This window comes from Actinomadura sp. NPDC047616 (genome assembly GCF_040642915.1).
GTDB lineage: Bacteria > Actinomycetota > Actinomycetes > Streptosporangiales > Streptosporangiaceae > Spirillospora > Spirillospora miaoliensis.
On sequence record NZ_JBEYTB010000004.1, the window covers coordinates 594,517 to 615,862 of the forward strand.

Consider the following 21,346-nt stretch of genomic DNA (forward strand, 5'->3'; position numbering starts at 1 on the left):
CAAGGTCAGTCGTCGGGGGAGTCGTAGCTGGGGTCGACCGATTCGGGGGAGAGGCCCAGGAGGTCGGCCACCTCCTCGACGAGGACGTCCCGGACGATCTGGGACGTCTCCCGTTCGCCGCCGCCGCGGGCCTCCACCGGGCGCCGGAACACCACGATGCGCACGGGACGTCCGGCCGTGCCGGGGCGGGTCTGGGCGAGCGGCACCGGGCCGTCGAACCACGGTTCGACCTCGGGGACCTCTTCGACGGCGAACTCCACCCGGGCCAGTTCCCGGCCCCAGCGCTGCCCGAGACGGCGCACCTCGTCGGCGACGAGGTCGTCGAAGCGTTCGGCGCGGGTACGGGAGAGGGGCGCCTGCGGGGGCGCCAGAGGGCCGCGGAGGCCACGACCGTGCCGGTCGCGGCGCCGTACGCCTGCCACACGGGATCGCACGTCACCAAGACTACCTCTCCGCCCGCGACGGGCTCCCGCCCCAGGCGCGCAGGGCCGCGCGACCGCGGCGACGGCCTTCCAGGGCCGCCGCGACGCGCCCATGAATATCGGGCGCTTCATGTACCTCTGTTGCGAATTCAGTGGTTAAAGTTACTGAGCGTGGCACACAGACCCACGTGGCCGATGGTGCGGGGATCCGCCTGGTCGCGGCTGGGGGTGACCTTCCAGCTGCTCATGTTGTTCCGGGGCCTGTTGCTGGCGATGGCGCTGGTCCTCATGCCCGCCGCCCGCCTGGACCCGGGGCTCGCGCTCGCCGTGGCCGCGCTGGCCGCCGAGACCGCGCTCGCGGCGGCGGCCTGGCGCACCGTCCTGCCCTGGCTGCGGCGCTGGCCCGTGCTGTGCTGCCTGGACGGTCTGCTGGTGTACGGAGTGCTCGCCCAGGGCGGTGTCTACGGGGAGTTCTTCCTGCTGACCGTCATGACGTCGGGCATCGCGGGCGTGCTGTACCCGTGGCGGCGGGCGCTGCTGGTGTGCGCCGCGCAGGTCGCGTTGTGCTGCCTGGCCATGGCGTCCGAGCCCGCGCACGGGACGGACGCGCTGCTGGGCCTGCCCGTCTTCTACCCGGTGACCGCCTGCGCCGGGGCCATGCTGCGCCGCCTGTTCGCCCAGTACGCGGCGGCCGAGGAGGAGAGGCGCCGGATCGAGACGGCGGTGGCCGCGGCGGCCGAGCGCACCCGGCTGGCCCGGGAGATGCACGACTCGCTGGCCAAGACGCTGCAGGGCATGGTGATGTCGGCGGCGGCGCTGCCGGTGTGGATCCGCAAGTCCCCCGACCGCGCCGAACGCGACGCCCGCCATCTGGTGTCCGCACTGGAGACGGCCACCCGCGAGGCCCGCGGGCTGATCGCCGACCTGCGGGAGGAGGCGTACGGGCTGCCGCTGCCGCTGGCCGTCCGGCGGGTCGTCGTCGAGTGGAGCCGCTCCAGCGATGTCACCGCGCGCACCGACCTGGCGGGGGCCGCCGGGGCGATGGACGCGCCCACGGTGGTGCGTTACGAGGTCGTCTCGGTGCTCAAGGAGGCCCTCACCAACGTCGACCGGCACGCCCGCGCCGACTCCGTGGAGGTGCGCCTGCGGTGCGCCGCCGGACGTCTGGAGCTGACGGTGCGGGACGACGGGGCGGGCTTCGCGCCCCCGCCCGACGGCGCCGTCCACCTGCTCGCGCGCAAGGGGCACTACGGGCTCGTCGGTATGGCCGAACGCGCCCGCCGGGTCGGTGGCGCGCTCACCGTGGACTCCGCCCCCGGCGAGGGCACCACCGTGACGATGACGCTTCCCTGGCCGTGCGGCTCCGCCGACCCCGAAGTCTGGACGCGCTGGGCCGCGGCGGACGCCCCCGCCCTGTCCGCGGGGGCCTCGCCCGTACGGGAGCGGCGGTGAGCGGCGCCGGCATCCGCCGCGTACGCGCGCTCGTGGTGGACGACAACCCCGTCGTGCGCGCAGGGCTCGTCGCCCTGCTGGAGGCGGGGGACGTGCACGTCGTCGGCGAGGCCGTGGACGGGGACCACGCCCTGGAGGAGGCCAAGCGGCTGCGTCCCGACATCGTCCTGCTGGACGTGCGCATGCCCGGCGTCGACGGGCTGGCCGCCGTCGCCCCGCTCAGCGCTCTGGCCAAGGTGCTCATGCTGTCGTACGACACCGACGCCGAGGTGATCGGCACGGCGATCCGCGACGGCGCGTCGGGCTACCTGGTGCACGGGTCGTTCGCCGCGGAGGAGCTGGTGGCCGCCGTCCACGACACGGTCGCGGGACGGGCCAGCCCGCTGTCGCCGGCGGCGAGCAAGGCCGTGGTGGAGGCGCTGCGCCGCGCGACCGGCGGCGCGGCGGCCGAACCGGCCCCCGACCGGCACGCCCTGGGCCTGTCCCCGCGTGAGGCCGAGGTCATGGAGCTGATCGCGCGCGGCCACGCCAACCGGGAGATCGCCCTGGCGCTGGTCGTGTCGGAGAACACCGTCAAGAACCACGTCAACCGGATCTTCGCCAAGATGGGCGTGCGGACCCGCGGAGCGGCCATCGCGCGCTGGCTCGGCACCGCCGGCTCCCCGCCGTCCGCCCACCGCTGACCACCTCCGCGGGGTGATGCTCCTCGCACTGGCGGGTGCACGGAATGTAGTTGTTCTCGCGTAATTGGGCCGGTAACGGCGACACGTGCCGTCGGGTGGTGGCGGAGGCGGCGGGAGCGGGGTACGGTCGGCCATCGTGAGCCCCGTCCGCATCTGCTCCCGCACCGCCTGCAAGGCGCCCGCAGTTTTCACGCTCACGTACGTCTACCGCGACTCCACCGCGGTCCTGGGGCCGCTCGCAACGTACGCGGAGCCGCACTGCTACGACCTGTGCGCCGAGCACTCCGAGCGGCTCACCGCCCCCATGGGCTGGGAACTGGTGCGGCTTCCGGTGGAGGAGCAGACCGAGCCCAGCGCCGACGACCTGGAGGCCCTGGCCGACGCGGTGCGCGAGGCCGCCAAGCCCGTCCCGGGAGGGCGACAGGAACCTGTCGGGCAGGGTACCGAGATCGGCCGCCGAGGGCATCTCCGGGTCCTGCGTTCCGAACCCTCCGAAACCCACCAGAAGACAGGTCAGGACTGACCGCCGGCCCCGCCGTGCCGCACCCGGATGTGTGATTCGTCCTGGTCGGCGGCTAATCGACGTATCCGGGGTATGCGGTGGGGGTGAGCGCTGCGGGGCGGCACGGTTCCGCCCGGTAGGCTCGTGGCCTGGTGCCGGGAGCCAGGGATCGTCCCCCTGGGGGGCGAGCACAGCGATTCGGACAGGGAGCAGGAGTGGGCGATCTCGCCAAGATCTTCAAGGCGTACGACATCCGGGGCGTCGTACCGGAGGAGCTCGACGCCGAGACCGCCGAGGCGGTGGGCGCGGCCTTCGTCCGGGTGACGGGCGCGAACGCCGTGGTCACCGCGCACGACATGCGGGCCTCCTCGGTGCCGCTCGCCGAGGCGTTCGCGCGCGGGGCCACCGCCCAGGGCGCCGACGTCATCGAGGCCGGGCTGGGCTCGACCGACATGCTCTACTACGCCAGCGGCAGCCTCGACCTGCCCGGCGCGATGTTCACCGCCAGCCACAACCCGGCCAAGTACAACGGGCTGAAGCTGTGCCGGGCCGGCGCCAAGCCGGTCGGCCGTGACACCGGGCTCACCGAGATCCGCGAGCTGGTCGAGAAGGGCGTCCCCGCCCACGACGGGCCGCGCGGCACCGTCTCCTCGCGCGACCTGCTCAAGGGGTACGCCGACCACCTCAAGACGCTGGTGGACCTGTCGGGCGTCCGGCCGCTCAAGGTCGTCGTGGACGCGGGCAACGGCATGGGCGGGCACACCGTTCCGGTGGTGTTCGAGGGCCTGCCGTTCGACCTGGTGCCGCTGTACTTCGAGCTGGACGGCACGTTCCCCAACCACGAGGCCAACCCCATCGAGCCGGAGAACCTGCGCGACCTGCAGGCCAAGGTCCGCGAGACCGGCGCCGACATCGGCCTGGCCTTCGACGGCGACGCCGACCGGTGCTTCGCGGTGGACGAGCGCGGCGAGATCGTCTCGCCGTCGGCGATCACCGCGCTGGTGGCCGTGCGGGAGCTGGCCAAGCACCCCGGCGCGTCCATCGTGCACAACCTGATCACGTCCAAGGCCGTGCCGGAGATCGTCACCGAGCACGGCGGCACCCCGGTGCGCACCCGGGTCGGCCACTCGTTCATCAAGCAGACGATGGCCGAGACCGGCGCGGTGTTCGGCGGGGAGCACTCGGCGCACTTCTACTTCCGCGACTTCTGGTTCGCCGACTCGGGGATGCTGGCCGCGCTGCACGTGCTGGCCGCCCTCGGCCAGTCGGACCGGACGCTGTCGCAGCTGCTGGCCGAGTACGGCCGCTACCCGTCGTCCGGCGAGATCAACAGCGAGGTGGCCGACCAGGCCGCGGCCACCGCCCGGGTCCGGAAGGCGTTCGAGGGACGGCCCGGCGTCACCATCGACGAGCTCGACGGCCTCACCGTCGGCACCGACGACTGGTGGTTCAACCTGCGGCCGTCCAACACCGAGCCGCTGCTGCGCCTGAACGCCGAGGCGTCCGACGAGCGGACCATGGCCGAGATCCGCGACGAGGTGCTGGCGATCGTGAGGGGAAACTGACTGTGAAGCTCGACGCCTGGCTGCTGGAGATCCTGGCCTGCCCCAACTGCAAGGGCCCGCTGCGTCCCGACGACGAGGCCGCCGAGCTGGTGTGCGGCGGCGACTGCGGCTACGCCTACCCGGTCCGCGACGACATCCCGGTGCTGCTGGTCGACGAGGCCCGCGCCCCCGCGTCCTGACGTCGCGCAACACCCCCGCCGTACGCGACCGCCCTGCAGACCCGACGCGTCCTACCGGTGCGCGGCCTCGACGTGCGGTCCTGACGCGCCCTTTTCGGCTTGTGGACCGGCGCGCCCTGTCGGCGTGCGGACCCGACGTGCGGATCCAACGCGCCCGGTCGGCGTGCGGAGCCGAAGTGCGCTGGCGGCGGGCGGAGTTCTGGTGCGGGGAGCCGGCCTTCGGGACGGACGCGCGTGACTCGTGACGTGAGGCGGCGTAGGCGGATGGTCGTACAGTGATCGCGTTTGCGAATCTTGACGCTTTCGACCGGAACGTGACGGCGGGCGTGCGCGTCCGGAATGTAGGCGGCCGCGGCGAGGCCCGGACGCCGGTACAGGGTGGGGACGGCGCCCATGGGGCGTCGCGGAGTCGAGCGGAGACCAGATGAGCGACCCGGACGGGGCGGGCGGGCTGGAGGATCCGTCCGCGATCGAGGCCGCCGACCCGGGCGGGATGCTGCGGCAGGTCGCCTCGTCGGCCGCGCAGATCCGGGAGGCGCGGCGGCTGGCCGTCGAGGCGGGCGTGGCGCGGCTGGCCGAGGAGGGACGCCCGCGCGCGGTGGTGGTCACCGGCATGGGCGGCTCGGGCATCTCCGGGGACGTGCTGGCGGCGGTGTGCGGCACCGGCTGCCCGGTCCCGGTGGTGACGGTGCGCGGCTACCGGCTGCCCGGCTGGGTGGGCGCCGCGGACCTGGTGATCGCGGTGTCGTGCTCGGGCGGCACGGAGGAGACCCTCGCCGTCGCGGCCGAGGCGGCGCGGCGCGGCTGCCGCCTGATGTTCGTGGGCGGCGCCGACTCGCCGCTGGCCGACCTGGCCGTCCGGACGCGGGGGCTCTTCGTGCCGGTGCGGTCGGTGGGGCAGCCCAGGGCGACGCTCTGGGGCCTGACGGTCCCGCTGCTGGTGGCGGCGCGGGAGCTGGGCCTGGCGGACGTTCCGGACGCGCTGCTGGAGACGACGGCCGAACGGCTGGAGGACGTGGCGCACCGGTGCCGTCCCGACAGCGAGCCGTTCGTCAACCCGGCCAAGCGGACGGCGCTGGACCTCATGGGCGACGTTCCGCTGGTGTGGGGCACGTCCCCCCTCGCGGGCACCGCCGCCTACCGGCTGTGCTGCCAGCTCAACGAGAACGCCAAGTACCCGGGCGTGTTCGGGGAGCTGCCGGAGGCCGACCACAACCAGGTGATGGCGTTCGACGGGTACTTCGCCCGTCCCCCCGCCGACCCCGGCGACTTCTTCCGCGACCGCGCCGAGGAGGCCGAGCACGGCATTCACCTGGTGCTGCTGCGCGACGTGGACGAGCATCCGCAGGTGCGCAAGCGCCGTGAGGTGTCGGCCGAGCTCGCCGCGGCGCGGGGCGTGCCGGTCACCGAGATCGTCGCCGAGGGCGCCCACCCGCTGGAGAGAATCGCGACTCTCATCGCGCTTGCGGACTACGTCACGGTTTACTTGGCTATCGCGCTGGGCGTCGACCCCACGCCCGTGCCGGCCATCCAAGATCTCAAAGCGAGGATTGTGGAATGAGAGCTGTGCGGCCCGCGACCCTGGTCAACGCGGGAGGTGCGCGGTGAGCGCGGAGGGCGGAACCAAGGCGATCGTCGCCGCGCTGGCCGCCAACCTCGGCATCGCGGCCTCCAAGTTCGTGGCGTTCGTGTTCACCGGCTCGTCGTCGATGCTGGCCGAGTCGATCCACTCGGTGGCGGACTCGGGCAACCAGGGCCTGCTGCTGGTGGGCCGCAAGCGCTCCCAGCGCGCCCGCACCCCCCAGCACCCGTTCGGGTACGGCCGCGAGCGCTACTTCTACGCGTTCGTGGTCGCCGTGGTGCTGTTCACGGTCGGCGCGGCGTTCTCACTGTACGAGGGCATCCACAAGATCAGCGATCCGCACGAGGTGGAGTCGCCGGCCTGGGCGTTCGGCGTGCTGATCGCGGCGATCGTCATGGAGAGCTTCTCCTTCCGCACCGCCATCCAGGAGTCCAACCAGCTGCGCGGCGACAAGTCGTGGGTGCAGTTCATCCGGCACGCCAAGGCGCCCGAGCTGCCGGTGGTGCTGCTTGAGGACCTCGGCGCGCTGGTCGGCCTCATCCTGGCGCTGTTCGGCGTGACGATGGCCGTCGTGACCGGCGACGGCGTGTGGGACGGCGTGGGCACGGTCTGCATCGGCGTGCTGCTCGGCGCCATCGCGATCATCCTGGCCATCGAGACCAAGAGCCTGCTGATCGGCGAGGGCGCCGGCCCCGAGGTCGAGCAGCGGATCATCGACGCGCTGGAGTCGGTGGACGAGGTCGACCACGTCATGCACCTGCGCACCCAGTACGTCGGCCCCGAGGAGATGCTGATCGCCGCCAAGATCGCCGTCCACCACGACGACACGGCCGCCGAGGTGGCCCGCGGCATCGACGCGGCCGAGGCGAAGGTCCGCGCGGAGTTCCCGCACGCCCGCCTGATCTACCTGGAGCCCGCCCTGGACGAGGCGGACCGCAAGCAGGACCAGACGTCCGCGCAGGCGGCCGGGACGGAGAGCGCGGCTTCCTCCTGAGGCATGTTCCCACCGGAACGGCCCGTCACGTCCCCACGGACGCGGCGGGCCGTTCGCCTGACGGGGCGGCCGCGAGATGCGCGGAGAGGAGGAAGGTCAGTTCGGCGGCTGGGGTGTCCGCTTCAGTTCGGCGTTGATCGAGTCCAAGGCGTCTCGCCAGTGCATCGTGGTCCGCCCCCGCGTGAGGCCGACATGCCGGTGGCAGAACCAGTGGGCGTTCGGCGGGGTCCCCGTCCAGCCCTCGCGGTCTCGCGCGTCCTGGATCTCCTGCTCTCGCGGTGAGAGCGCGAAGTACACGAGGGTGAAGATCGAGTGCAGGTCCCGGTCGTCGGGGACGTCGCGGAGATCCAGCCCGCAGACGTGGCAGTGCGGCGGAATCATGACGGCCATCTTCCTAGGGGGGCAGCTTCCCTCGCCGGCCGGCCGAGGCCGTGCCGGTCGACCCCAGCCCAGGCATGACCGGCCGCGCCTCCGCAGAGACACTCCACGGCCGAACCGGCGAGGGCGCCTTCCCATGCGTCCGCCCGGACCCCTGAAACCGGACGGTCTGGTGTGACCCGCGGCAGCCCCGCCGAACCCCCTACGTCGGCAGGTCTGCCGCCTGCGGTCACGGTTATGACACTACGGTCCGCCGCGTCCTCCGCACGTCGTCCCAGAGGAGGGAACCGGAGTCGTCCTCCAGGGGGATCCGGGCGGTCGGCATAACACCGCACGGTGAGGTGTGCCGAGCCGGGCAACGGCCAGTATGGAGAACGTGACCAGTGACCACCGACCACCGAACGCACCGCCGACCCGCATCGGCCCGACGCTCGCCCACCATGCGTGGCGGCTGTCCGGACGCGTCGTGGCGGGACTGGGTCAGCTGCTGCTGTGGGCCCTGACCGGCATCGGCCGCCTGCTGCGTCCGCTGGCCGCCCGCATCGGCGCCAAGCTGTACGGAACCGCGCGCCGCACCCCGCCCGGACCGCCCGGGAGCCCGGGGGCGCGGGACGGCCGCACCCGCGTCACGGCGCCGGGCGACGTCACCGCCCCGCTGCCCCGCTGGATCAACGCGTGGGCCGAGTTCAGCCAGGCGTGGTATTTCGCCCCGCTCACCGGCCTGGCCCTCACGATCGCGGCGCTGGCCGAGCTGGCGCCGCGGACCGACTCGCCGATCAGCGTGGCCGGCGGGTTCGCGGTCGCCGCGACGCTGCCGCTGGGGTGGCGCGAGGAGTTCCTGCGGCCGGTGGCGGCGATGGTCCTCGGCGCGTACGCCGCCGGGCTGCTCACCGGGCAGACGCTGCTGGTCACCACGACGTTCGCCGCGCTCTACACCCTGTACGCGCTGGGCCGCCGGCTGCCCCGGCAGTCCACCGGCGTGCTGGCGGTCGGCAGCGTGGTCACCGTCGCCGTCGTGTACCTGGCCACCGACACCCTGGACCACGTTCCGTGGCCCGCCGCCGTGCTCGCCGTGGTGGCCGCCATCGGCCTCGGCGACGCCCGGCGCACCCTGGAGACCGCCGGACGCACCCAGGCGGAGGCGGACGAGCGCACCAGCGAGACCCTGACCCGGCTCACCGCCGTGCAGCGCGAGCAGGCGGTGATGCGCGAACGGGCCCGCATCGCCCGCGAGCTGCACGACGTGGTCGCCCACTCCGTCTCCATGATCGCCGTGCAGGCCGAGACCGCCCCGTACACGATGCGGGAGCTGTCCCCCGAGGCCCGCGACGGCTACGCCGAGATCGCCCGCACCGCGCGGGAGGCGCTGGTGGAGATGCGCCGCCTGCTCAGCGTGCTGCGCGCGGACGCCAAGGCCGAACCCGAGTCGGCGCCGCAGCCGCGCCTGGAGGAGCTGCCCGGCCTGATCGAACAGCACCGCGGCGCCGGGGGCAGGGTCGACCTGGCCGTCCGGGGAGAACCGCGGACGCTGTCCACGACGGTCGAGCTGTCGGCGTACCGGATCGTCCAGGAGGCCCTCACCAACGCGCGCCGCCACGCGCCCGGCGCCGAGGTCAAGGTGGAACTGACCTATCTGCCCGACAGGCTGGCCGTCCGGGTGCTGGACGACGGGGGCTCGGCGCCCACCATGGTGCTGAACCGGGACGGGTCGCCGGCCCGTACCGCAGTACTGGATCCCGAGGCCGCCGGGGCCGGCCCGTCCGGGCCCACCCGCCTGGAGGAGGCGCCTCCGGCGGAATCGGGCGGCGGACACGGTCTCGTCGGGATGCGGGAACGTGCGACCATGCTGGGCGGGAGGTTCTCCGCCGGCCCCGCCGATCACGGCGGCTTCGTGGTGGAGGCCGAACTGCCGGTCTCTTCGGTGGAGGGGGGACGCGGCTCGGGATGAGCGAGAGGGGCGGCTGATGCGGGACGGCGGAAGGCACGGCGGAGCGGGCGGGACGCGTCCGTGATCGCCGCCGGCACCCCGGGGAGGTCGCGTTGATCAAAGTGCTGATCGTCGACGACCAGACGATCGTGCGCGCCGGGTTCGCCGCGCTGCTGGCCGCCCAGCCCGACATCTCGGTGGTCGGGGAGGCCGGCGACGGCCGCGAGGCGGTGCGGCTGGCCGAGCTGCACCGCCCCGACGTGGTGGTCATGGACATCCGGATGCCCGGCATGGACGGCATCGAGGCCACCCGCCGCATCCTGGCGCGGCCGGGCGCCGAGGCCGTGCGGGTGCTGGTGCTGACCACCTTCGACGTCGACGAGTACGTCTACGAGGCGCTGGCGGTGGGCGCGAGCGGCTTCCTGCTCAAGGACGCCACCGCCGACGAGCTGGTGTCGGCCGTCCGGGTGGTCGCGCGCGGCGACTCGCTGCTGGCCCCGCAGGTGACCGGGCGGCTGATCCGCGAGTTCACCCGCCAGCGCCGCAGCCGTCCGCGGGCCCCGGCCGAGCTGTCCACGCTCACCGCCCGTGAGACCGAGGTGCTGACGTTGATCGCGGGCGGCCTGTCGAACAGCGAGATCGCCGCACGGCTGGTCGTCAGCGAGCACACCGTCAAGACCCACGTGGCCCGCGTGTTCACCAAGCTCGGCGTGCGCGACCGCGCCCAGGCGGTCATGCTCGCCTACGAGTCCGGCGTCGTCGTCCCCGGCGAGAACGACCTGCGCCATACCTGACCCGGTGCGCGGCGCCGGCGGTGTCGGGCGCGGACGGGGCGGGGTCCTCAGCGGCGGCGCTGGAGGAGGCGCAGGGCCTTCTCCTTCTCGAAGTCGAGGGCGCGGGTGGGCGGTGCCGACAGGCGGCCGATGCGTTCGCCGAGTTCGCGGACGCGTGCCTGCACGTCCGGCTCGGCCAGCACGCGCAGCCCGAAGGCCAGCTCGGCCGGGCCGATGTCGTAGCGTTTCTCCAGTTCGAGGGCGAGTGCCACGGCCCGCAGCTCGGCCTCGCCGAACTGCCGGTGGCCGCCGCCGCGCCGCACGTCCCGTCCCGACGCGGCCTGCCCGCTCGCCGAGGCCGCCGCCGCCGGGGCCTGCGGAGCGCGGGCCGGCGCGCCGTCAGGGGCCGAGACGGGACGGCGGGGCGCGGACTCGCGGGTGGCGGGCAGCAGGCCCAGGCTCTCCCGGTAGCGCAGCATCCGGGGGGACGTGCCGAGCCGCCGGGCGGCCTCCGTGATACGCATGGCTCGATTCTGACAAATCAGTGTCAGAAAGTCGCCCCCGGCCGTGCCTCCAGCCCGTGGCCGCGCCTAGACTCGCGGACAGACCGGACCGACGCCCCTTGATCGACCGTCCACGCCCGCTCCCGCCGGCGGCGAGCCGGGCCCGAGGGCGACGCCCGATCACCCGGCGCGGCGGACCCGCTTTCCCGAGTCACCAAAGGAGCTACGAAAGCATGGACTACAAGGTCGCCGATCTGTCGCTGGCCGAGTTCGGGCGCAAGGAGATCCGGCTCGCCGAGCACGAGATGCCCGGCCTGATGGCGGTGCGCGAGGAGTACGCCGCCGCCCAGCCGCTGCGCGGCGCCAAGATCATGGGCTCGCTGCACATGACGATCCAGACCGCCGTGCTCATCGAGACGCTCGTCGAGCTCGGGGCCGACGTCCGCTGGGTGAGCTGCAACATCTTCTCCACCCAGGACCACGCCGCGGCCGCCGTCGTCGTGGGCCCGAACGGCACCGTCGACGACCCCAAGGGCGTGCCGGTGTTCGCCTGGAAGGGCGAGACCCTGGAGGAGTACTGGTGGTGCACCGACCAGGCGCTCCAGTGGCCCGACGGCACCGGCCCGAACATGATCCTGGACGACGGCGGCGACGCCACCCTGCTGGTGCACAAGGGCGCCGAGTACGAGAAGGCGGGCGCCGTGCCCACCGCGTCCGAGGACGACCCCGAGGAATGGGCCATCATCCTCGACACGCTGCGCCGCACCATCGCCGAGAAGCCGGGCCGCTGGACCGCCACCGCCGAGGGCATCAAGGGCGTCACCGAGGAGACCACCACGGGCGTGCACCGCCTGTACGACATGGCCAGGAACGGCACCCTGCTGTTCCCGGCCATCAACGTCAACGACTCGGTCACCAAGTCCAAGTTCGACAACAAGTACGGCTGCCGGCACAGCGTGGTGGACGGCCTCAACCGCGCCACCGACGTGCTCATCGGCGGCAAGGTCGCGGTCGTGTGCGGCTACGGCGACGTGGGCAAGGGCTGCGCCGAGGCGCTGCGCGGCCAGGGCGCCCGCGTGATCGTCACCGAGATCGACCCGATCTGCGCGCTGCAGGCCGCCATGGACGGCTACCAGGTCACCACCCTGGACGACGTGATCGGCATCGCCGACATCTTCGTCACCGCCACCGGCAACAAGGACATCATCCGCGCCGACCACATGGAGCGGATGAAGCACCAGGCGATCGTGTCCAACATCGGGCACTTCGACAACGAGATCGACATGGCCGGGCTGGCCCGCATCCCCGGCATCGAGAAGATCGAGATCAAGCCGCAGGTGCACGAGTGGCGCTTCCCGGACGGCCACTCGATCATCGTGCTGGCCGAGGGCCGCCTGATGAACCTGGGCTGCGCCACCGGCCACCCGTCGTTCGTGATGTCCAACTCGTTCACCAACCAGGTCATCGCGCAGATCGAGCTGTTCACCAAGACCGACGACTACCCGATCGGCGTCTACACGCTGCCCAAGCACCTGGACGAGAAGGTCGCCCGCCTGCACCTGGACGCGCTCGGCGTCAAGCTGACCAAGCTCACCAAGGAGCAGGCCGAGTACATCGGCGTCGACGTCGAGGGCCCCTACAAGTCCGACCACTACCGGTACTGAGCGGCCGTCTGGGGGCGGACTCCCTCCGCCCCCAGACCCCGTCGGACACCGGCGTCACCGGCTCGCGTGCCTGGCCGTCGGGCCGCGAAGGCTCGGCGACACCAGGCCGCGCCGCCACCCGCCTGCCGCACGGGCGCGGACGGACACCGGCGCCTCAGGGGGCGCAGCGGCCCGGCCCGGTACGCGGATGGTCTTCACGGCGCCTCGGTGAGGCGCGCCCACCGCGCCGCGTCGGCCAGGCGAAGACCGGTGCGGCGGTGAGGTGACGGCGCCGAGCACGCTGCGCGCTTCGGCGGTGGCAGGAGTCGAAGACGGGCTCGGTGAACGCGGCGTGCGGCGGGGACGGTTGTGTGCCAGGCCAGGCGCCGCGTCGCCCCGCCGGGACGCCTTGCATCGGACGCCTCGGCAAGGGGTGACGTGGGCGGGACGCGAGGCGTGTGAAGATCGTTCTGGTTGTGCGGGTGCGGGTGGGTTGAAGGGGAGGTGGGCGGATGAGCGACATCGCCGACGAGTCGCTGGCGTATGAGGGCGTCAAGCGGATCGAGTGGGCGGACCGGGCGATGCCCGTGCTGCGGCAGATCCGCGAGCGTTTCGCCGTCGAGCGGCCGCTGGCGGGGATGCGGGTCGCCGCGTGCATGCACGTCACCACCGAGACGGCGGGACTCATCCGCACCCTGCAGGCGGGCGGCGCGAGCGTGGCGCTGGCGGCGTCCAACCCGCTGTCCACCCAGGACGACACCGCCGCCGCCCTGGTGCGCGAGTACGGGGCGGAGGTGTTCGCCCGCGCCGGGACGGACCGCGAGGGCTACTACCGGCACATCCACCAGGCGCTGGAGACCGGCCCGGACCTGGTGCTGGACGACGGCTGCGACCTCGTCAACACCCTGCACACCGACCGGACGGACCTGATCGGCACCGTCCGCGCCGGATGCGAGCAGACCACGACCGGCGTGATCCGCCTGCACCAGATGGCCCTGGAGGGCGCGCTGCGGTTCCCGATGGTGGCGGTCAACGACACCGACACCAAGCACATGTTCGACAACCGGTACGGCACCGGGCAGTCGACGCTGGACGGCATCGTCCGGGCGACGAACACGCTGCTGGCGGGCAAGACCGTGGTGATCGCCGGGTTCGGGTACTGCGGACGCGGCCTGGCCGAGCGGGCCCGCGGGCTGGGCGCGCGCGTCGTCGTCACCGAGATCGACCCGGTCAAGGCGCTGGACGCGGCGCTGCAGGGCTTCGCGGTGCAGCCGATGGCGCGGGCCGCCGAACACGGCGACGTGTTCATCACCGCGACCGGCAACCGGGACGTGGTGGCCGCCGAGCATCTGGCGGTCATGAAGGACGGCGCGATCCTGGCCAACTCCGGCCACTTCGACGTCGAGATCGACGTGCGGGCGCTGCAGGACCTGGCGGTCGAGGTGCACCGCGTCCGTCCGCAGGCCGACGAGTACGTGCTGGCCGACGGGCGCCGCCTCGTCCTGCTGGCCGAGGGGCGCCTGGTGAACCTGGCGGCCGCGGAGGGGCACCCCGCCGCCGTCATGGACATGTCGTTCGCCGACCAGGCCCTGACCTGCGCGTGGCTGGCCACCGCGCACGCCACCCTGGACGTGGCCGTCCACCAGGTGCCCAAGGAGATCGACACCGAGGTGGCGCGGCTGAAGCTGGCGTCCATGACGATCGAGATCGACACGCTGACCGCCGAGCAGGAGGAGTACCTGCACTCCTGGCGCCTGGGCTCCTGAGCGACGGGTAGCGTTCTGGACGTGCCGCGCGGAACGTACCTGCACGTCGAGGAAGAGATCGAGGAGCGCTTCCAGTGCGCCCCGGGGCCGGGCGGCTGGCGGTACGTGGGCGAACGCTCCGACGGCCGCCGTATAGACGTGGTCGTGGACGCGCGGTGGCGGCAGATCCGGGTCGAGGTGCTGGCCCCCGACTGGTGGGTCCGCGGCGGCGTCACCGGCTACCAGGTGGCGTGGGTGCGCGGGGCCAGGCAGGCGGAGACCGGCGACGAGGCGGCCGAACACGACGCCCGCGCCCACGGATTCCTGGGGGAGTCGCCGAGCTTCCTGGTGACGGTCGCACGGTCCCTGCGCCTCGCCGAGGGAGAGCAGGCCGACGTGGGCCTCGTCCGGCTCGCCGGACCCGCCCTGTCGGCGCTGACGGTGACGCAACGCTGGCGGCTCGCCGAGATCACCGCCTACGAGACCGACACCGAGCCGCTGCCCGTCGCGCGGTACGAGGTCGCCGACCTGGCCACGGGCGAGATCGACGAGATCCACATCGCCGGCGACGTGGTCGTCGCGGCGCCCGGCGTCGAGCTGACCGACCTGGAGTCCCCGCCCAACCTCGGCGACCTCGGCCTGTGAGATCGCATTTCAGTCGGCCCGACTGAAATTTCACCTCCCGCACCGAACGCGACTGAAAGCCGCCCCGCGGCATCTGCCGCGACCTGCGCGAACGCCGTTGCGGGACCGGGCCGCCGCAGGTGCGCGCCGCCATTGTCAAAACCGGTGCCGACGGTCATGGTGTCGGCATCGCGAGCGCTCGTGACCGTCCCGACAACCCCCGAACCCCCTGCCGCGCCGGGCGAACCCCGCCCCCGCCCGGGTCCCGGCGCGTGCCGTCGACGAACGGTCAGGAGTGCCCCCCCATGGTCATCCCCCGAAGGTCCCCGCGGCCGCGCGTGCTCGGCGCGGTGCTGGCCGCGCTGGTCCTCGTCCTCGTCGCCCTGCCGACCGCCGCCGGCGCGTCCGCCCCCGCACCCGGCGGCGCCGCGTCCGACCGGTACGTGGTCACCGGGGCGCGCACGGCCGAGCAGCGCACCCAGGTCGCCCGTACCGGCGCGGCCATCGACACCGTGCGGCCGGACGGCGCGCTGGAGGTCAGCGCCCTCCCGGCCGAGATCGCCGCCGTCCGGCGGCTCGGCCTGCGGGTCACCGCGCTGACCACGCCCGAGCCGGGCCCGACCGCCGCCGCCACCTCCTACCACACCTACGCCGAGACGCTGGCGGAGATCGACTCGGTGGTGGCCGCCTACCCGCAGATCGCCCGCAAGTTCGTGGCCGGACGCTCCTACCAGGGCCGCGACATCGTCGGCGTGAAGATCAGCGACAACGCGGCCACGGACGAGAACGAGCCCGAGGTGCTCTACATCGCCAACATCCACGCGCGCGAGCGGCTGACCAACGAGCAGGCGCTGTACCTCATCGGCGTCCTGACCAGGGAGTACGGCTCCACCAGCCGCATCACCAACCTGGTGAACTCCCGGGAGATCTGGATCATCCCGATCACCAACCCGGACGGCCAGGTCTACGACATGACCAGCGACACCTCCTCCGGCCGCGGCTGGCGCAAGAACCGCCAGCCCAACCCGACCGCGACCGGCACCGACCTGAACCGCAACTTCGCCTACCGGTGGGGCTGCTGCGGCGGCTCGTCCCCGACCGGCTCCAGCGAGACCTACCGCGGCACCGCGGCCGAGTCGGCCCCCGAGACCAAGGTGATCGCCGACTTCGTCCGCAGCCGCCGGGTGGGCGGCGTCCAGCAGATCAAGGTCTTCCTGGACATCCACTCCTACGGCGGGCTGGTGCTGTGGCCGTTCGGCTACACCTACTCCGACACGGTGGCGGGCGCCATGTCGGCGGACGAGGAGGCCACCCACCGCACCATCGGCCGCCAGCTGGCCGCCTCCAACGGCTACACCCCGCAGCAGTCCAGCGACCTGTACATCACCGACGGCACCACGGACGACTGGACGTGGGGCGACCAGCGCATCTTCTCGTTCACCTTCGAACTGGCGGGCGGCAGCTTCTACCCGTCCCCGGCCAACATCGAGACGCTGACGCAACGCAACCGCGAGGCCCTGCTGACGCTCACCGAGTACGCCGACTGCCCGTACCGCGCCATCGGCAAGCAGACCCAGTACTGCGGCGCGTGACGCTCACGGTGCGGGCCGGTACCCCGCCCGGCCCGCACCGTCCCCCAACGGCGACGCACCGCGCGAACAACCTTGAGCTCCGCAGGAGGCACCCACGGCACCCAGCCGCAGGTGCCTTTCAAGGCACTGGGAAAACTCCGGGGGAGGAGTTTGCGGTCCCCCCCCGTGGGCACCTGAGGGCCATCCACCAGAGGCGCCGCGAGGTACCTGTGGAGCGCCCAAGGGGCGGCACCTGCGGGCCGCCCACAGGGGACGCCTACGGCGCACCCGGGGGAGGTGCCTGCGGGCCACCCGCTGGAGGGGCTTCAGGCGCACCTCCTGATGGCATCTGCGGGGCCTCTGCTGGAGGCATATGGGCGGGGCCGCCCGACGGAGCCGGAGGCGTCTGGAAGAAACCGACGGGGGACGTATGCGGGACACCCGCGAGAGGACCTTGGGGGGCACCTCCCACAGGCATCTGCGGGACGCCAGCCGGAGGGACTTGAGCAACGCCCGGAGGCGCCTGCGGCACGCCTGCCGGAGGGGCTTGAGGGGCACCGGCCATGGCGGGGCCCTGTGAGGCGCCGTAGGCGGGGCCGTACGGGGCGTCCTGCCGGTGCAGCACGTCCTGATAGGGCCCAGAGCCGTAGTCGGACGGAGGAAGGAACTGAGGCTGTCCCGGCCCCGGCGCGCTGAACTGAGGCGGCCCCTGCGGGACGGCCGCGGCCGGAGGCGGCCCGGCCATCGCCATCGCCGGCTCCCCGGACCACGCCGAGGCGGGGACGGTCATGCGCATGCGGCGGGCGCGGCGCTGGGCGAGGCGCCACTCGTCGCGGCGGCGGCGTTCGGCCAGCACCGCCGACAGGACGATCTCCGGCCGCACCCCCGCCGGAGGGGGCGGGCTCACCACGGCGAACACCTGCTCGGTGATCCGCTCGCCGAGCGCGTCCCGCACCTCCGGCAGCAGCTCCCAGAACCGGGCCAGGTACTGGCGGGCCGCCAGCGCCAGCCCGTCGGGCAGCAGCGACAGCTCCAGCCGCTGCGCCCACTCGGCGAGCTGCGGCGGCATCACCGCGACCGGCCCGAACATCGGCCCGTGCGGCACCCGCTCCTGGATGACGATCGTCCCGGCGAACAGGTCCCCCAGACGCTTGCCGCGCCGGTTGCCCAGCGAGGTCAGCAGCGCGGGGGCGCCCGTCAGCGACCAGAGCTCCACCGCCCCCGCCAGCCCCCGCACCAGCGCCTGCCGGAAACGCACCGGCCCGCCGTCGTCGGCCACCACGCGCAGGCCCAGCGCCAGCTTTCCGAGCGTGCGGCCGCGGGTGAGCGTCTCGCACACGCACGGATAGCCCACCACCACCGCGGCCATCGTCGCGATGCTCAGCCCGGCGGTCCACGCCTCGTCGGCGACCAGCGAGGTCATGCCCACCAGCGACAGGCCGAAGTTGAGAATCGTCAGCTGGAAGAACACGTCCAGCAGGAAGGCGCAGCCACGGCTGGCCAGCCGTGCCACCCGGATGTCGAGCGCGACGGCCTCACCGGTGACGAGTTCGGCCATGTCCGGTCCTCCAGGGTGGGGGCAGGGGTCCCCATTCTGCCCGTTCCGCGCGGGTGGCCGGGCAGGCGTTAGTCTCGCCGGGTGGACGTCGATGCCTACGTGGCCGCCCATAACGCCGAGTGGCGCCGTCTGGAGCAGCTCATCAACAAGAGCCGCAAGCTGACCGGGGCGGAGGTGGACGAACTGGTCGAGCTGTACCAGCGCACCGCCACCCACCTGTCCGTGGTGCGCTCCAGCGCGCCCGATCCGATGCTGGTCGGGCGGTTGTCGTCGCTGGTGGCGCGGGGCCGGGCGGCCGTGGGCGGGGCGCAGGCGCCGCTGTGGCGCGACGTCGGGAACTTCGCCACCCGCTCGTTCCCCGCCGTCGCCTACCGGCTCAAGTGGTGGTGGCTCGGCAACGCCCTGCTGGGCAACCTGCTGGCCCTGGTGCTCGGCGTGTGGGTCGCGCGCAACCCCGAGGTGCAGGCGTCGATCGCGACCCCGTACCAGATCCGCGAGCTGGTCGAACACGACTTCGCCAACTACTACGTCGAGCACTCGGCGGCCTCGTTCGCCTTCCAGGTGTGGATCAACAACGCCTGGGTCTCGGCGGTCGCGCTGATCTTCGGGTTCCTGCTGGGCATCCCCACCCTGTACGTGCTGCTGCTCAACCAGCTGAATCTCGGCGTCACGGGCGGGCTGATGTTCGCCTACGGCAAGGGCGACATCTTCTTCGGCCTGATCCTGCCGCACGGCCTGCTGGAGCTGACCGCCGTCTACCTGGCGTGCGGCGCCGGCCTCAAGCTCGGCTGGACGATCATCGATCCGGGGCCGCGGCGGCGCGGCCAGGCCCTGGCCGAGGAGGGCCGGGCGTGCGTGGCGGTCGCCATCGGCCTGGTCGGGGTGCTGCTGGTGTCCGGGCTCATCGAGGGCTTCGTGACGGGCTGGGTGCACATCACCTGGCTGCGCGTCGGCATCGGCGTGGTCGCCGAGGCCGCCTTCCTGGCCTACGTCATCGTCCTGGGCCGCCGCGCCACCCGCCAGGGCGACACCGGCGACGCCGCCCTGACCCCCGACACCACCCCCACCTCCGGCTGATCAACCGGTTGTTGTCAACGCCGCGAGATCGATTTCTGCCGTGAACGGTTCCGCGATCCTGACGGCTCCGGGATGGACGCCGGTCAGCAGGTATCTGCGTGTGGGGCGGTCGAGACGGTACGTAAAAAGGATCAGGTCGTCCTCGTGTTGCTCGACACGCCAGAAATGGGGGATTTTCGCGTGCGCGTACTCCGCGGGCTTGTCGAACTTGTCGGTCGTCATGCTCACCATGCCCATGACCTCGACGATCAGCAACACATCCGCGGGGAGAACGGGGATCTTCCGACGATCTCCCCGGTACACCATGACGTCCGGTCTGCGGTTGGTCAGCGGAACCTCAGAAAGGCGGAGGTCCACGCCGCCGGTGACGTCCCAAGGAGGAGGAAGCGACCTCTCCAGAGCCATGCCGAGTCCATGTGCGATGCCATTGTGCCGGGGCGTGTCGGAGGGAGACACGATGGGCCGCCCGTCCACCACCTCAATGCGTCGGCATACCTCTACCGGCATTCGGTCATAGTCCGCGGCGGTGATGCCATTGGGGGGGAGCGACAGGTTCTGTTCCGCAAAGGAGATCAATCATTCCTCCCCGATATGCGCGTATGGTGCGAAGTCATGCGACACGGCTCGCGGTGAAGGTCGCCGCCCGACCGCTTCCACTGGGCTGTCGGCGCGACACCTGGCCACGGGCTTTCATCGTTGTCCATGTAGATCGGCAGGCCGTGCGCCACTTCGCCGCCACCCATCCCGTGCCGAAAGCGACATCTTCCTCGGGCGCATCGCATACAGACCGGCGGCAACGTCGGTCTGTATGCGGTCGATCACTCCGAGCCTATCCCTGGCGATTCCGCAATATCGCCGTTTTGGATTCAGAGGCGGCCGGCGGCTTTGAGGGCGAGGTAGGCGTCGGCCAGGGCGGGGGCGATGTCGGCGGGCGGGGCGTCGACGACCTCGACGCCGTAGCCGCGCAGTTCGGCGGTCAGGCGGCGGCGTTCGGCGCGGGCGCGTTCGGCGGCCGCGGCGTCGTAGACGGCGGCCAGGTCGCCGCGGGCGGCGGCCATCTCGCCGACGCGCGGGTCGGCCACGGCGGCGATCATGACCAGGTGGCGGGCGGTGAGCTGCGGCAGCAGCGGCAGCAGGCCCTCCTCGATCGCGGCGGAGTTCAGCTCGGTGAGCAGCACCACCAGGCAGCGCTGCCGCACCCGCGACATCAGGGTGGACACCATCCCGGCCGCGTCGGACTCGATGAGCTCGGGCTCCAGCGGCGCCATGGCGCGCACCATCGCCGGGAGCAGGTCGGTACGGGACGCGCCCTCCACGCGGGCCCGCACGCGCCGGTCGTAGGCGAGCAGGTCGACGCGGTCGCCCGCGCGGGAGGCCAGCGCGCCCAGCAGCAGCGCGGCGTCCATCGAGCAGTCCAGGCGCGGGATGTCGCCGACGCGTCCGGCGGAAGTGCGGCCGGTGTCGAGCACCAGGTAGATGCGGCGGTCGCGTTCGGGCCGCCAGGTGCGCACGACCACGTCGCGGCGGCGCGCGGTGGCCCGCCAGTCGATGGAGCGCACGTCGTCGCCGTCCACGTACTCGCGCAGCGAGTCGAACTCGGTGCCCTGCCCGCGGATCAGCGCCACGTGCTGGCCGGTCAGCTCGCGCAGCTTGGCCAGCTTGCCGGGCAGGTGACGGCGGGACGGGAAGGCGGGCAGCACCCGCACCGTCCACGGGGCGCGGCGCGACAGCTGCCGGGCGGCGAGCCCGAGCGGGCCGGACGAGCGGATCGTCACCGTCACCGCCTGCCGGTCGCCGCGCCGGGTCGGGACGAGCGTGGTCTCGACGCGGCGGCGTTCACCGGCGGGCACGTCCAGCTTCACCACGCGGGGCCCGGCGGCGGCGCTCGGCGGCCACACGTCGCGCAGCCGGCCCTTCACGCGGCGGCGCCCGGTGTTCTCCACGATCAGCGACACCCGCGCGGTCTCGCCGAGGCGGACGCTGGTGTCGCCCTCGCGGTGCAGGCGCAGCGCCCGCACGTTGCCGGCGAGCGTCAGGTCGACCGCCAACGCGGCCAGCAGCACCCCCCACAGGGCCGCCAGCGTCCACCAGCTCGGCAGGACGATCGGCAGGATCGCGCCGAGCAGCGCCAGCAGCCCAAGCCGTCCGGTCAGTGCCATGCCGTGCTC

At 72.9% G+C, this 21,346-nt stretch carries 20 protein-coding genes; 14 read left to right on the plus strand and 6 right to left on the minus strand.

Annotated features, from left to right (window positions below):
• Positions 1 to 5: 5 nt before the first annotated feature.
• Positions 6 to 434: a metallopeptidase family protein gene (locus ABZ801_RS13425; RefSeq protein WP_344954352.1), complete on the minus strand. Its 429-nt coding sequence runs from the start codon at positions 432 to 434 to the stop codon at positions 6 to 8.
• A gap of 159 nt (positions 435 to 593) precedes the next feature.
• Between ABZ801_RS13425 and ABZ801_RS13430 the strand changes: the two genes are divergently transcribed.
• The 7 genes from ABZ801_RS13430 (at position 594) to ABZ801_RS13460 (ending at position 7,379) form a co-directional block, all read left to right on the plus strand.
• Positions 594 to 1,874 (plus strand): sensor histidine kinase, encoded by a 1,281-nt coding sequence (locus ABZ801_RS13430; RefSeq protein ID WP_360697024.1) that lies wholly within the window; start codon positions 594 to 596, stop codon positions 1,872 to 1,874.
• Positions 1,871 to 2,557, plus strand: a complete 687-nt coding sequence (locus tag ABZ801_RS13435; RefSeq protein WP_344954356.1) for a response regulator transcription factor — start codon at positions 1,871 to 1,873, stop codon at positions 2,555 to 2,557. Before ABZ801_RS13430 ends, ABZ801_RS13435 begins: the two co-directional genes overlap by 4 nt.
• Before the next feature lie 136 nt (positions 2,558 to 2,693).
• Positions 2,694 to 3,080: a DUF3499 domain-containing protein gene (locus ABZ801_RS13440; RefSeq protein WP_344954358.1), complete on the plus strand. Its 387-nt coding sequence runs from the start codon at positions 2,694 to 2,696 to the stop codon at positions 3,078 to 3,080.
• A gap of 194 nt (positions 3,081 to 3,274) precedes the next feature.
• A complete protein-coding gene (locus ABZ801_RS13445; RefSeq protein ID WP_344954360.1) occupies positions 3,275 to 4,624 on the plus strand; it encodes a phosphomannomutase/phosphoglucomutase in 1,350 nt (449 codons plus the stop codon).
• Positions 4,621 to 4,803, plus strand: coding sequence for a Trm112 family protein (locus ABZ801_RS13450; protein WP_344954973.1), 183 nt, complete (start codon positions 4,621 to 4,623; stop codon positions 4,801 to 4,803). The genes ABZ801_RS13445 and ABZ801_RS13450 overlap by 4 nt, the downstream gene beginning before the upstream one ends.
• A 424-nt stretch (positions 4,804 to 5,227) precedes the next feature.
• On the plus strand, positions 5,228 to 6,364 hold the full coding sequence (locus ABZ801_RS13455; RefSeq protein WP_360697029.1) for a bifunctional phosphoglucose/phosphomannose isomerase: 1,137 nt from the start codon (positions 5,228 to 5,230) through the stop codon (positions 6,362 to 6,364).
• Positions 6,365 to 6,407: 43 nt separating this feature from the next.
• Positions 6,408 to 7,379 (plus strand): cation diffusion facilitator family transporter, encoded by a 972-nt coding sequence (locus ABZ801_RS13460; RefSeq protein ID WP_360697032.1) that lies wholly within the window; start codon positions 6,408 to 6,410, stop codon positions 7,377 to 7,379.
• A gap of 96 nt (positions 7,380 to 7,475) precedes the next feature.
• Here the strand turns inward: ABZ801_RS13460 and ABZ801_RS13465 are convergent, their stop codons facing one another.
• Positions 7,476 to 7,760: a hypothetical protein gene (locus ABZ801_RS13465; RefSeq protein ID WP_360697035.1), complete on the minus strand. Its 285-nt coding sequence runs from the start codon at positions 7,758 to 7,760 to the stop codon at positions 7,476 to 7,478.
• 373 nt (positions 7,761 to 8,133) lie between these two features.
• Here ABZ801_RS13465 and ABZ801_RS13470 point away from each other — a divergent pair, with 373 nt between their 5' ends.
• A complete protein-coding gene (locus ABZ801_RS13470) occupies positions 8,134 to 9,705 on the plus strand; it encodes a histidine kinase (protein WP_360697038.1) in 1,572 nt (523 codons plus the stop codon).
• Between the two features lie 92 nt (positions 9,706 to 9,797).
• The gene (locus ABZ801_RS13475) at positions 9,798 to 10,478 is read left to right on the plus strand and encodes a response regulator transcription factor (RefSeq protein WP_344954368.1); all 681 of its coding nucleotides are present in this window, start codon (positions 9,798 to 9,800) and stop codon (positions 10,476 to 10,478) included.
• A 47-nt stretch (positions 10,479 to 10,525) separates the two neighbouring features.
• Here the strand turns inward: ABZ801_RS13475 and ABZ801_RS13480 are convergent, their stop codons facing one another.
• Positions 10,526 to 10,981 carry a MerR family DNA-binding transcriptional regulator gene (locus ABZ801_RS13480; RefSeq protein ID WP_360697041.1) on the minus strand — a complete coding sequence of 152 codons (456 nt, stop codon included), beginning with the start codon at positions 10,979 to 10,981 and terminating at the stop codon, positions 10,526 to 10,528.
• 212 nt (positions 10,982 to 11,193) lie between these two features.
• On the opposite strand from ABZ801_RS13480, the gene ahcY (ABZ801_RS13485) reads away from it, so the two are divergent.
• From ahcY (ABZ801_RS13485) to ABZ801_RS13500, 4 genes are all read left to right on the plus strand, one after another.
• Complete coding sequence (gene ahcY, locus ABZ801_RS13485) at positions 11,194 to 12,624, plus strand: adenosylhomocysteinase (protein WP_360697044.1); 1,431 nt, start codon at positions 11,194 to 11,196, stop codon at positions 12,622 to 12,624.
• A 491-nt stretch (positions 12,625 to 13,115) separates the two neighbouring features.
• Positions 13,116 to 14,369 (plus strand): adenosylhomocysteinase, encoded by a 1,254-nt coding sequence (gene ahcY, locus ABZ801_RS13490; protein ID WP_360697047.1) that lies wholly within the window; start codon positions 13,116 to 13,118, stop codon positions 14,367 to 14,369.
• A 21-nt stretch (positions 14,370 to 14,390) separates the two neighbouring features.
• Positions 14,391 to 14,993, plus strand: a complete 603-nt coding sequence (locus tag ABZ801_RS13495; protein ID WP_360697050.1) for a hypothetical protein — start codon at positions 14,391 to 14,393, stop codon at positions 14,991 to 14,993.
• 284 nt (positions 14,994 to 15,277) lie between these two features.
• On the plus strand, positions 15,278 to 16,564 hold the full coding sequence (locus tag ABZ801_RS13500) for a M14 family metallopeptidase (RefSeq protein WP_360697052.1): 1,287 nt from the start codon (positions 15,278 to 15,280) through the stop codon (positions 16,562 to 16,564).
• 256 nt (positions 16,565 to 16,820) lie between these two features.
• On the opposite strand, the gene ABZ801_RS13505 is transcribed toward ABZ801_RS13500, so the two are convergent.
• Positions 16,821 to 18,101, minus strand: a complete 1,281-nt coding sequence (locus tag ABZ801_RS13505) for an RDD family protein (protein WP_360697055.1) — start codon at positions 18,099 to 18,101, stop codon at positions 16,821 to 16,823.
• Between the two features lie 81 nt (positions 18,102 to 18,182).
• Between ABZ801_RS13505 and ABZ801_RS13510 the strand changes: the two genes are divergently transcribed.
• A complete protein-coding gene (locus tag ABZ801_RS13510; RefSeq protein ID WP_360697059.1) occupies positions 18,183 to 19,178 on the plus strand; it encodes a stage II sporulation protein M in 996 nt (331 codons plus the stop codon).
• Here the strand turns inward: ABZ801_RS13510 and ABZ801_RS13515 are convergent, their stop codons facing one another.
• Positions 19,179 to 19,754, minus strand: coding sequence for a Uma2 family endonuclease (locus tag ABZ801_RS13515; protein WP_360697062.1), 576 nt, complete (start codon positions 19,752 to 19,754; stop codon positions 19,179 to 19,181).
• Between the two features lie 290 nt (positions 19,755 to 20,044).
• Positions 20,045 to 21,337, minus strand: coding sequence for a DUF58 domain-containing protein (locus ABZ801_RS13520; RefSeq protein ID WP_360697064.1), 1,293 nt, complete (start codon positions 21,335 to 21,337; stop codon positions 20,045 to 20,047).
• Positions 21,338 to 21,346: the final 9 nt, after the last annotated feature.